This is a genomic window from Flavobacterium sp. Sr18 (genome assembly GCF_011064265.1).
Taxonomy (GTDB): domain Bacteria; phylum Bacteroidota; class Bacteroidia; order Flavobacteriales; family Flavobacteriaceae; genus Flavobacterium; species Flavobacterium petrolei.
Genome location: NZ_CP049329.1, coordinates 836070 through 848127 on the forward strand (window position 1 = coordinate 836070; position 12058 = coordinate 848127).

The 12058-nt window shown below is 34.1% G+C and carries 9 protein-coding genes; 7 read left to right on the plus strand and 2 right to left on the minus strand.

Annotated elements, in window-relative coordinates:
* The first annotated feature begins 88 nt into the window (after window positions 1-88).
* Complete coding sequence (locus tag G7A72_RS03770) at window positions 89-2050, plus strand: KUP/HAK/KT family potassium transporter (RefSeq protein WP_113666885.1); 1962 nt, start codon at window positions 89-91, stop codon at window positions 2048-2050.
* A gap of 140 nt (window positions 2051-2190) precedes the next feature.
* The gene (locus G7A72_RS03775; protein ID WP_165151483.1) at window positions 2191-3447 is read left to right on the plus strand and encodes an RsmB/NOP family class I SAM-dependent RNA methyltransferase; all 1257 of its coding nucleotides are present in this window, start codon (window positions 2191-2193) and stop codon (window positions 3445-3447) included.
* Window positions 3448-3585: 138 nt separating this feature from the next.
* On the opposite strand, the gene rho is transcribed toward G7A72_RS03775, so the two are convergent.
* The gene (rho, locus tag G7A72_RS03780; protein WP_165151484.1) at window positions 3586-5355 is read right to left on the minus strand and encodes a transcription termination factor Rho; all 1770 of its coding nucleotides are present in this window, start codon (window positions 5353-5355) and stop codon (window positions 3586-3588) included.
* 182 nt (window positions 5356-5537) lie between these two features.
* Here rho and G7A72_RS03785 point away from each other — a divergent pair, with 182 nt between their 5' ends.
* From G7A72_RS03785 to G7A72_RS03795, 3 genes are all read left to right on the plus strand, one after another.
* Window positions 5538-5951, plus strand: a complete 414-nt coding sequence (locus G7A72_RS03785; protein ID WP_113666882.1) for a DUF4293 family protein — start codon at window positions 5538-5540, stop codon at window positions 5949-5951.
* A gap of 166 nt (window positions 5952-6117) precedes the next feature.
* Complete coding sequence (locus tag G7A72_RS03790) at window positions 6118-6780, plus strand: response regulator transcription factor (RefSeq protein ID WP_165151485.1); 663 nt, start codon at window positions 6118-6120, stop codon at window positions 6778-6780.
* 77 nt (window positions 6781-6857) lie between these two features.
* Window positions 6858-8585: a tetratricopeptide repeat-containing sensor histidine kinase gene (locus G7A72_RS03795; RefSeq protein WP_165151486.1), complete on the plus strand. Its 1728-nt coding sequence runs from the start codon at window positions 6858-6860 to the stop codon at window positions 8583-8585.
* On the opposite strand, the gene G7A72_RS03800 is transcribed toward G7A72_RS03795, so the two are convergent.
* Window positions 8560-9057: a metallophosphoesterase gene (locus G7A72_RS03800; RefSeq protein WP_165151487.1), complete on the minus strand. Its 498-nt coding sequence runs from the start codon at window positions 9055-9057 to the stop codon at window positions 8560-8562. The two genes, G7A72_RS03795 and G7A72_RS03800, sit on opposite strands and share 26 nt — an antisense overlap.
* Before the next feature lie 246 nt (window positions 9058-9303).
* On the opposite strand from G7A72_RS03800, the gene truA reads away from it, so the two are divergent.
* Together truA and G7A72_RS03810 are read left to right on the plus strand one after the other, a co-directional pair.
* On the plus strand, window positions 9304-10038 hold the full coding sequence (truA, locus tag G7A72_RS03805) for a tRNA pseudouridine(38-40) synthase TruA (RefSeq protein ID WP_165151488.1): 735 nt from the start codon (window positions 9304-9306) through the stop codon (window positions 10036-10038).
* 63 nt (window positions 10039-10101) lie between these two features.
* Complete coding sequence (locus tag G7A72_RS03810; RefSeq protein WP_113633287.1) at window positions 10102-11856, plus strand: ABC transporter ATP-binding protein; 1755 nt, start codon at window positions 10102-10104, stop codon at window positions 11854-11856.
* Window positions 11857-12058 lie beyond the last annotated feature (202 nt).

Below are 12058 nucleotides of genomic sequence, written 5' to 3' on the forward strand. Positions count from 1 at the left end.
CGGCTTTGATAGCCGTGTTTTTTTATTAGATAAAAAGCTCTAATTTATTTTAAAAGTGTATTTTTGACAAGTTTTTTAAAAATATTACATGAGCGCATCGCACAAAGACTTGCATAGTAAATGGACATTAGGTGGTTTATTAATTTCATTGGGAATAATTTATGGTGATATAGGAACATCACCACTATATGTAATGAAAGCCATATTAGGCGAGCATATCATAAACGCGGATGTTGTTTTAGGTGGCATATCATGTGTATTTTGGACACTTACCCTTCAAACCACTATCAAATATGTACTCATAACTTTAAGTGCTGATAATCACGGTGAAGGAGGTATTTTTGCATTGTATGCTTTGGTCAAAAAAACAAAAATTCAATGGCTGATAGTCCCTGCAATAATAGGAGGAAGTGCTTTATTAGCGGACGGAATCATTACACCTCCCATATCTGTATCATCAGCTGTAGAAGGGATAAGAACTTATTATCCCGAAATAAATACAATTCCAATTGTTATAGGTATTTTATTCATACTATTTGCCATACAGCAATTTGGAACTAAATTAGTCGGTAAGTTTTTCGCTCCTATGATGATGATTTGGTTTGGAATGCTTGCTATTTTGGGATGCATCCAAATCGCACAACATACTGATGTTTTTAGAGCCATCAACCCTTATTATGCCTATCATTTATTGACCATTCATCCTGAAGGATTTTTTGTTTTGGGATTTGTATTCCTTTGTACAACAGGTGCAGAAGCATTGTACTCCGACATGGGACATTGCGGACGAAAAAACATCAGAATTAGCTGGGTTTTTGTAAAAACTGCTTTAGTCCTTAATTATTTTGGACAGGCCGCTTATTTAATTCAGCATGAAGGAGAAACATTGCAAAGTTTGGGTGGAAAAAATGGAAATCCATTTTACCTGATTATGCCAGACTGGTTTCAACCTATAGGAATTGTAATAGCAACCCTTGCCGCTGTAATTGCTTCGCAAGCCTTAATTAGTGGCTCATTTACCTTGATAAATGAAGCGATGAGATTAAATTTTTGGCCAAAAGTAAAAATCAAATATCCTACTGAATTAAAAGGACAGTTGTATATTCCATCAATCAACTGGTTACTGTTTTTCGGTTGTGTTGGAATCGTATTGCATTTTGAAGAATCCAGTAATATGGAACACGCGTACGGTCTGGCCATTATCTTATGCATGATTATGACCACTATTTTACTTAATTTTTATTTAATCATGAAAAGAGTGAAATTATATTTTATCATACCGTTAATTACCATTTATTTAGCGATAGAATTTAGTTTTCTCGCTGCTAACATAACTAAGTTCGCTGACGGTGGTTATGTAACGCTTTTCATAGCAATTACTTTAATCAGTATAATGACCATTTGGTATTTAGCGAAGAAAATTAATAAAAGCTACACCAAAATCGTTAAAATTGAGGATTACAAAAAAGTGCTTGTTGAATTAAGTGCCGATTTATCGATACCTAAATATGCCACGCATTTAGTTTACATGACCAATGCTGGAAGAACAGATGAAATAGAAGAAAAAGTAATGTATTCTATTTTGCAAAAAAGACCCAAAAGAGCCGATATTTACTGGTTTGTTCACGTGAATATACTAACAGAACCTTACAAAACCGAATATAAAGTAACTGAAATTGTCAAAGATGATTTGTATCGTGTAGACTTTAATCTTGGTTTTAGAGAACCTACCAAAATAAACCTGATGTTTAGAGAAGTAATCAGAGACATGGTAAAAAAAGGAGAGGTAGATATAACCAGCAGATATGAATCTTTGAACAAAAACAATATCATAGGTGATTTCAAATTTGTCTTATCTGAAAAATTCCTTTCTAATGATAGCGACTTAAGATGGCATGAAAAAATAATTATGAATTCCTATTTCTTCATTAAAAAACTAAGTTTATCTGAAGAAAGAGCCTTTGGTTTAGACAGCAGTTCCGTAAAAGTGGAAAAATTTCCAATGGTACTTCATGCTCCTGAAAATATAGGATTGACAAGAGTAAAATAATTTTTTTGCTTTTAAAATGCCCCATAAAACACTGTAGTAGTACAGTGTTTTTTTTTATCGAAAAATTTAAAAACAACATTCATTATTAAAAATATAACATTCAATCAATTAATAGTACCTTTGCACCTCAATAATTTAAAATGAGATTACACAGAAATTTAGTTTACACAACAATAGATGCTTTAAACGCCATTTTTAACGAAGGTGAATATGCGGATAAAGTAGTTGCCAGATCTTTAAAAAAAGACAAACGTTGGGGAAGCTCTGACAGAAAGTTTGTTGCCGAAACCATCTACGAAATTGTACGTTGGAAAAGATTATACGCAGAAATAGCCGAAGTAAAAGAACCTTTTGACAGAGACAATCTTTGGAGAATGTTTTCTGTTTGGGCAGTACTAAGAGGATATCCTATTCCGGATTGGCGTCAACTGGAAGGAACTCCGGAACGAAAAATAAAAGGACGTTTTGACGAACTTTCAAAAGTGAGAGCATTGAAAGAATCTATTCCGGACTGGATGGATGAATTAGGCGTTAAAGAACTAGGGGAGAAAGTTTGGGCAACTGAAATAGCAGCTCAAAACCAACCCGCTAAAGTTATCTTAAGAGTAAATACACTTAAGACGACAAGAGAAGGGCTACGTGCTATTTTGATGGATTTAAACATTGAAACGGAAACGTTGAAAAATCAACCAGATGCTTTGGTACTAAAAGAAAGAGCCAATGTTTTCCTGACTGACGCTTTCAAACAAGGTTTCTTTGAAGTTCAGGATGCTAATTCACAATTAGTAGCCGCTTTCCTTGATGTAAAGCCAGGAATGCGTGTTGTGGATACATGTGCTGGTGCTGGTGGAAAAACATTACATATCGCTTCTTTGATGGAAAACAAAGGACAATTAATCGCTATGGATTTGTATGAAAGCAAACTGAAGCAATTAAAAATCAGAGCCAAAAGAGACGGTGCTTTCAATATTGAATACCGAATTATAGACTCGACAAAAATCATCAAAAAATTACACGAAAAAGCAGACCGTGTTTTGATTGACGCACCTTGTAGCGGTTTAGGAGTTTTAAAAAGAAACCCAGATGCAAAATGGAAATTGAAACCGGAATTTATTGATAACATCCGAAAAGTACAATCGGAAGTTTTAGAAAGTTATTCTAAAATTGTAAAACCAGGAGGAAAATTAGTGTACGCCACTTGTTCTATATTACCATCAGAGAACCAAGAACAGGTACAACGCTTTTTGACAACTGACATTGGTAAACAATTCAATTTTATAAAAGACCAAAAAATATTGGCTTCCGAGTCAGGTTTTGACGGATTTTACATGGCTTTATTAGAACGTAAAGAAAGTGTAGAACAGAAAGAAAAAAGAGTACAAAAAGAAATAGAATAAAACTTAGATTTTACACTCTATAATTACATAAAAAAAGTCCTCGAAATTTCGAGGACTTTTTTTATGTAATTATTTTTTTTTAGTTTAATCTTTTTCTTACTTTAAACATTAAACTAAAAAAACTTTGAACTTTTATAATTAATCATTCATTGAGATTAAAAACTCTTCATTATTTTTCGTTTTCTTGAAACGATCATTAATAAAATCCATTGCTTCCACCGGATTCATATCCGAAAGGTATTTTCTCATGATCCACATGCGTTGCAATGTTTTTTGATCTAATAACATGTCGTCGCGTCTTGTACTTGAAGAAGTCAAATCGATAGCCGGGAATATACGTTTGTTGGCAATTTTTCTATCCAATTGTAATTCCATATTACCAGTACCTTTAAATTCTTCAAAGATAACTTCGTCCATTTTCGATCCGGTTTCAGTTAATGCAGTAGCAATAATACTTAATGAACCGCCATTTTCTACATTACGTGCCGCTCCAAAGAAACGTTTTGGTTTTTGCAATGCATTCGCATCCACACCTCCACTTAATACTTTACCCGAAGCAGGTTGTACTGTATTATACGCTCTCGCCAAACGCGTAATCGAATCCAATAAAATCACTACATCATGACCACATTCTACCAATCGTTTTGCTTTTTCAAGAACGATATTTGCAATTTTAACATGCTCTTGCGGTTCTCTGTCAAATGTTGAAGCGATTACTTCACCACGCACACTACGTTGCATGTCTGTGACCTCTTCCGGACGCTCATCTATCAGCAAAACAATCAAATATACTTCAGGATGATTTGCGGCAATTGCATTGGCAATTTCCTTCAGCAACATCGTTTTACCGGTTTTAGGTTGCGCCACAATCATTCCACGTTGTCCTTTTCCTATTGGTGAAAATAAATCGATAATTCTGGTTGAAATCGTGCTTTGTTTTTCGGCCAATTTGAACTTTTCCGATGGAAAAACAGGTGTTAAATGTTCGAATGAAACTCGGTCACGAACCACTTGAGGATCGTGTCCGTTTATTTTTAAAACTCTAACTAATGGGAAAAATTTCTCTCCTTCTTTTGGTGGACGAACCACCCCTTTTACCGTATCTCCAGTTTTAAGACCGAACAATCTGATTTGAGAAGTTGACAAATAAATATCATCTGGCGAAGCCAAATAGTTGTAATCTGAAGAACGCAAGAAACCATATCCATCAGGCATCATTTCCAGAACTCCTTCACTTTCTATAATTCCGTCAAATTCAAAATCCGAAGCAGCGAAGTTACTTTTCTTATTTTTGAAATTTGGATTTTGATTTCCATTCCCATTTCCGTTAGGATTTGGATTCAGCTTATGTAATTGGTTTGGATTTATTTTTTTGACAGGAACAATAACCTCACCTTTTTCTTCAGTGGAAGTTTCTGCTGTTGCCTCATTTTCTTTTGCAGTCTCTTTTACTTCTTCTTTGTCCTTTTTCAAGGCTATTTTTTTCTCGTAAGCTGATTTATTAAACTTAATCACCTTATCTGCTTTTTTCTCAATAATCACAGGCTCTTGAACTGAAACTGCTTCTTGTTCTTTTGGCATTAAGTCCGAAGAAGACCTATTTTCAACGGGAACATTTTCTTCTACATTACTATCTTCCGTTTCAAACAGCGTGTTTTTTGTTGTTTTCTGAATAGCTACTTTTTTCACAGGAAGTATTCTAGCTCTTTCTCTTTTCGGTTTATCCTCTTCAAGATTACTTTCTGTCTTTGTATCTAATGTAGCTTCCGCAGTAGCCAATTGATGATCCAAAATCTGACCGATTAAAGTCTCTTTTTTTACACCGTTAAATTTTATGGTTTTAGCTGTTTTAGCTATTTCTTGAAGCTCAGAAAGCTTCATTTCTTTTAATGCAGAAATATCAAACATGAATGTTCTATGAGTTTAATTAATTTTTGGAAATAATGTAAAAGATAGGTAGTGAACTTTAAATTGAATCAACCGCAGTATGAAGTGCTTACGGAATTATGATGCAATAATACGAATAAAATTTAATCAGACAATAGTATTTTTAAAAAAGAAAATATATTTTTGTAAAACATATTTAAAAAATGATACAAAGAATTCAGACCATTTATTTACTACTTGCTTTTGTAGTTACCGGAATTTTACTGTTTTTTATTCCTTTATGGACTATGAGCGATGGTAAAGCATTTTATTTCATGCAAAGCCAAGTGTATACCATACTATTGGGATTGAGTACTACGCTGACTTTATTAAGTGTTGTTTCCTATAAAAAAAGACAAAATCAATTTGTTATTGGCAGATTGAATATCATATTAAATTTGATTTTATTAGGATTGTTTGTTTATCGTTCACTAAATCTATCTGGAGAAACACCTGCTGTTTCTGAGAAAGGTATTGGGATGTTTCTACCTGTAGTTGCTATCGTATTATTAGTCTTGGCTAATAAGGCTATCAAAAAGGATGAGGATCTTGTAAAATCTGTGGACAGATTGAGGTAAACCTATAAACTTTAGTTTATTAGTGCGAAGGAAACCCGAATGTAACAATTCGGGTTTTTTTGTGGATTTTGGCATTATTTATTTTAACAGTAAAAAACAATAATAAAAACCTAACAAACTAACAATCTGTTGTTTTTTTTATAAATTTGGCAATAATAATCCTGATATGTTAAACAAAATACGAATTCATCTTGCTGATGACCATCAAATTCTTATTGATGGAATCAAAACTATATTACATACCAATCCTAGATTTGAGGTGGTGGGATTTTCCATTAATGGTACCAATTTATACGATGAAGTTATTGAGAACAAATCAGATATTCTTATTCTGGACATTAACATGCCAGAAAAAGATGGAATTGAAGTCATTAAAGAGTTTGCTGAAAAAGGATTTCCCTGTAAAATTATTATTTTATCAAGCCACGACGACTTGAGAATAATAAAAGAAGTAATGAAATTAGGTAGCAGCGGTTATTTGACAAAAAAATGTGCCGGTGAAAATATCGTCGAAGCCATTCAGGCTGTTTACAATGGTGAAGAATATTTTTGCAAATCGGTTCGGGAAAAAATATTCAATACCGCAACTAAGAATAATCCAAACTTAAACAAACCCGATTTAAAAGGAAACTTGGCTTTAACCGACAGAGAACTAGAAATCATCACTTTGATCTCACTTGAATTCAGTGGAAAAGAAATTAGCGATCAGTTATTCATTAGCGTAAATACAGTGGAAACACATCGAAAAAACATAATGAAGAAATTGGATGCAAAAAACTCCATAAGTCTTGTAAAATACGCCATTAAACATCAGTTAATTAAATCCTGAGTTGATCCTTTAAATGCAATTCATTTTACAAAACACCTTCAACAAAGCAATAAAACTCATTAAAAATCAACGCATCTATGTCATACAGACAAATTATTATCGTATTGCTTGTATTACTTAGCTGTTCCATTAACACAGTATTTGCACACAAAAAAAAGCCTACAAAAGAAGAAGTCACCAAACTTTCTAACGAGGCAATTCTACTAATGAAAGATGGTAGTTACGAAAAATCACTAATAAAATCAAGACTTGCTTTAAGTCAAGCTATTCGCCTAAAAGACAACAATCTGATTGCAGGTTCGTACAACACTATTGCTGCAAATTTTGATCAGTTATCTGAATTTGACAAAGCATTTTATTATTATCATAAAGGTTTGGACTATGCCAACAAAACCAATAATGATGTCTTAAAAAACTGGCTCAACAATAATTTAGGTAATATTTACTGCTTTGACAAAAAGCAATATGAAAAAGGAATTTATTACTATAAAAAATCGTTAGAATACAGCACCAGAATCAAGGACTCTGCGCAAATAGTTTTCACAAAACTCAATTTGACATGGGCATATTTTGATATTGGCCGTTATGACGAAGGACTTCCCTATCTGAAATATATCAATGAACATCATAAAAAACATGGCGACACTTCTACTATTGTTGCACTAAACATGCTCAATGGAATGTATTATAATTATAAAAATGAGCCTGAAAAAGCAACCTTCTTTTTTGAAAATGCAATAAAACTTGGAAATGAAGGAAACGAAAAATCGGATTTGTCATATTCACATCATGAGTTTTCCAAGTTTTTACTAAAAAATGGAGATTATAAAAATGCTTATAAAAATCTCGCTCTTTTTAATGCTATAACGGATGAATTAAACAATGAAGAAAAACTCAACAAAGCCAATATTGCCGGTATAAATCTTGAAATAGACGAATACAAACGAGAAATTGACAAAATAGAAAGTGAGTTTAAAAGCAAAGAATATGTATTGTTACAAGAGCAATCCAGAAATAAGAAAATTGTTGTTATATTAAGCGCAATCCTATTACTATTGTTCCTGCTTTTTTACCTTTATTCCCAAAATGCGCAACTAAAACAAAAAAATAAACTAAAAGATTTGCGCAGTAAAGCCCAGGAAAACATGATTAATGCGTCTATAAACGGGCAAGAATTAGAACGCAAAAAAATAGCAGCTTTTTTACATGATAATATCAGCGCTTTACTGTCATCGGCAGGATTACATTTACATGCATACACGTCACAAAACCAGACTTATTCGCAAGAAATAATGAAAACCAAAGCAATACTGGAAGAAGCGCACGATCAGGTTCGGGATTTGTCACACGAACTGATGCCTTCACTTTTGGCACGATTTGGATTATTTGATGCTTTGGATGATTTGTGTGAAAAAAATTCCAATTCGATTCTGCACTTTGAATACGCCAGTTCTATAAACAGAAAAACGCGTTATGATGAAGATTTTGAAATGAAAATTTATTTTATCATCATGGAACTTCTCAACAACATCATAAAACATAGTGATGCAAGTCAATCTAAATTAAGTATAAATGAAAATAACGGACTGCTGAAAATCATCCTTAGGGATAATGGAAAAGGTTTTGATTCCAGTAGATTTCATGTTCTGGAAGGTTTTGGTTTAAACCAAATAAAAGCTCGGATCAATAATTTAAAAGGAAATATTCACTTGAACTCAAAAGTAAACGCTGGAACAATCATTACAATTGAAGTCCCAATAACGTATCCAAAAAAGGCAACTACACCCGTTTTTCCATCTCAATAATTTCCATATCCTTAATTTTATCACCTTCAATGACAAATCGCAACATGGTGCGCACTTGGTGAAAACCACTTTTCCCTGCCGCTCCGGGATTCATGTGCAATAAATTATGTTTTTTATCAAAAATGACTTTCAGGATATGAGAATGTCCGCAAATAAATAATTTTGGAGGATTTAATTCCATCTCTGCTTTAATATTCGGATTGTATTTTCCTGGATACCCACCAATATGCGTAATCCAAACATCAACTCCTTCACACATAAAACGATTGTGCAACGGAAATTCCATTCTGGCTGTGGCATCGTCAATATTCCCATACACGCAACGCAACGGTTTTAGCTTTTTTATTGCATCGGTCACGGCCAAATCACCAATATCTCCGGCATGCCAAACCTCGTCAGCCTGCACGACATATTTCAAAATAGTATCATCAATGTGACTGTGTGTATCGGAAAGCAGAAGTATTTTTTTCATATTTATGTTATCATTGCAAGGCTTGAGGCAATCTGGAGCTATTTCCTGCTTTCCACTTCAATCTTTTTATTCGCCGAAAAGGCGATTAAAAAGGATTTCCGTTACAATCAGGGCTAGGATTTTGTGGTAAAATTAAACATTCGGATTCCAAATAAAAAATCAAATTGAAACTTAACAAACTTTGCGCCTTGGCGAGTTCGTGGCAAAAAAATTAATAAGTATCTTTGTGGCTTCAAAAAAATTCACTTGAGGTATTTCATCAAATTAGCATACAACGGAACCCATTATCACGGCTGGCAATACCAACCCAATGCTGCTTCTGTCCAGGAAACAATGAACAAAGCGTTTTCTGTGCTATTGAATACAACCATCAATCTTATGGGAGCCGGAAGAACAGATACCGGAGTTCATGCGAAAGAGATGTATGCTCATTTCGATTTTGAAAACCCGTTGGATATTCCCAGTTTAGTGCACAAACTCAACTCTTATTTACCCAAAGACATTGTTATTTATGACATTATAACGGTTCACAATGAAGCGCACACTCGTTTTGATGCTACAAAAAGAACCTATGAATACCACATCAACACGTTCAAAGATGTTTTTTCGCAAGAGCAAAGTTGGTATTTCCATCAAAAATTGGATGTCGATTTGATGAATGAAGCAGCGAAACTCCTTTTCAATCATACTGATTTTCAGTGTTTTTCAAAAGTAAATACGGATGTAAATACTTTTGACTGCACGATTTTTGAAGCCTATTGGAAGCAAGAAAACGGCAACCTAATTTTCACCATTTCGGCCAATCGTTTCTTACGCAATATGGTACGGGCCATTGTGGGAACATTGGTAAACATAGGATTACACAAAATTACATTAGCTGATTTTAATGCCATTATAGAAAGTAAAAACCGAGATAAAGCTGGTTTTTCGGTTCCGGCGCATGGTTTGTATTTAACCAAAATAGAATACGATTATTTATAGCTTCAGGCTGTAAGCTTTACGCATTATGCCTAAAGCCTAAAGCATAAGGCTTAAAGAAAAAATATGAAAGCAAAAGCATTTGATACCCGATTATTCAAACGAATATTAAAATTCACAAAACCCTATCAATGGCGTTTTAATGGTGTAATTATTTTCGCCATTTCACTATCAATTTTTGCGGCGTTACGTCCGTATTTATTGAAACAAACCGTAGATGGTTATATTGCAACCCAAGATCAACAGGGATTATTAATGTATGTCATCCTGATGGGAATTGTGCTTTTGCTGGAGGTATTCTCTCAGTTTTACTTTGTCTATTGGGCGAACTGGCTCGGTCAAGACATTGTAAAAGACATTCGGACAAAACTGTTTCAACATATTCTAAGTTTCCGAATGAAATATTTTGATCACGTTCCTGTGGGTCAACTCGTAACGCGTTCGGTTTCAGATATTGAATCCATTGCCCGAATTTTCAGTCAGGGATTATTCATGATTATTAGTGACTTAATGAAAATGGTTGTCGTATTGGCTTTTATGTTTTACATGAACTGGACCTTGACTTGGATTGTGATTGTGGCAATGCCAATTCTGGTTTTCTTCACCCGAATTTTCCAAAAGAAAATGCAAGTGGCTTTCGAAGAAGTGCGAACCCAAATAGCTAATATGAACTCCTTTGTGCAGGAACGGGTAACAGGAATGAAGATTGTCCAACTTTTTAACCGTGAAAAAATTGAGTACGAAAAATTCAAAAGTATCAACGACAAGCATAAAAAAGCGTGGATAAAAACCATTCTTTACAACTCCATCTTCTTCCCTATTGCGGATATTATTTCGTCTTTAACGCTGGGTTTTATTGTGTTATATGGAGGAATCAAGATATTAAACGGCGATAATTTTACCACTTTTGGAGATTTATTTTCGTACACCATGTTCATCGGAATGTTGTTCAATCCGTTGCGTCAAATTGCGGATAAATTCAACGAGATGCAACTGGGAATGATTGCTGCGAACCGTGTTTTTGATATTTTGGATACCGAAGATCAAATTCAGGATACCGGAACTATCGAAGCTCCGATTTTTAAAGGAGATATCAAGTTCAAAAAAGTTCGTTTTGGATATATTCCGGATGAAGAAGTGATAAAAGGAATCGATTTAGAGGTGAGTGCCGGTCAAACCATTGCCATTGTAGGCTCTACAGGTGCCGGAAAATCTACGATTATCAATTTGCTTAATCGTTTTTACGAAATCAACAGCGGTTCTATTTATATTGACAATCACAATATTGAGAACTACACTTTGGATTCTTTACGCAAACAAATTGCGGTTGTTTTACAGGATGTTTTCCTTTTTGCAGATACTATTTTCAACAACATCACCTTAAATAATTCTGAAATTAGTCGCGAACAGGTTTTGGCTGCAGCCAAAAAAATTGGTGTCCATGAATTCATCATGAGTTTACCGGATAATTATGATTTTGATGTTAAGGAACGTGGCGTTATGCTTTCTTCCGGTCAACGCCAATTGATTGCTTTCTTGAGAGCGTATGTGAGTAATCCAAGTATTTTGATTTTGGACGAAGCCACTTCATCAATAGACACGTATTCCGAAGAATTGATTCAGCGCGCTACGGAAACGATTACTAAAGGGAGAACATCAATTGTTATTGCGCACCGCTTGGCAACGATTGTCAATGCTGATAAAATTGTGGTAATGGATAAAGGTTTAATCGTAGAGCAAGGAACACATCAGGAATTAATTAACCGTGAAAGTGGCTATTACAAGAATTTGTACGATTCACAGTTTTCAGTAGCGAATTAGTTTTTAACTGCGAAGGGCACAAAGATTTATTAAAGAGTTTGAGGATCGTAAATTTCTGAAAATTGGTTAGTTTGCCACTTTATTACTTTGAAACTTTCTCAAAACAGAATAAATCCTTAAATTCGCCCAATCAATAAAAAAAAATAAAAACACACAAAATGAAATGAATTTTTACGAATTCATTTTACCAATAAAAAACTTT

Excerpts from the sequence above, each read along its gene's own strand:
- G7A72_RS03770 (WP_113666885.1), top strand. The coding sequence starts at position 89 with ATGAGCGCATCGCACAAAGACTTGCATAGTAAATGGACATTAGGTGGT.
- G7A72_RS03775 (WP_165151483.1), top strand. The coding sequence starts at position 2,191 with ATGAGATTACACAGAAATTTAGTTTACACAACAATAGATGCTTTAAAC.
- rho (WP_165151484.1), bottom strand. The coding sequence starts at position 5,355 with ATGTTTGATATTTCTGCATTAAAAGAAATGAAGCTTTCTGAGCTTCAA.
- G7A72_RS03785 (WP_113666882.1), top strand. The coding sequence starts at position 5,538 with ATGATACAAAGAATTCAGACCATTTATTTACTACTTGCTTTTGTAGTT.
- G7A72_RS03790 (WP_165151485.1), top strand. The coding sequence starts at position 6,118 with ATGTTAAACAAAATACGAATTCATCTTGCTGATGACCATCAAATTCTT.
- G7A72_RS03795 (WP_165151486.1), top strand. The coding sequence starts at position 6,858 with ATGTCATACAGACAAATTATTATCGTATTGCTTGTATTACTTAGCTGT.
- G7A72_RS03800 (WP_165151487.1), bottom strand. The coding sequence starts at position 9,057 with ATGAAAAAAATACTTCTGCTTTCCGATACACACAGTCACATTGATGAT.
- G7A72_RS03810 (WP_113633287.1), top strand. The coding sequence starts at position 10,102 with ATGAAAGCAAAAGCATTTGATACCCGATTATTCAAACGAATATTAAAA.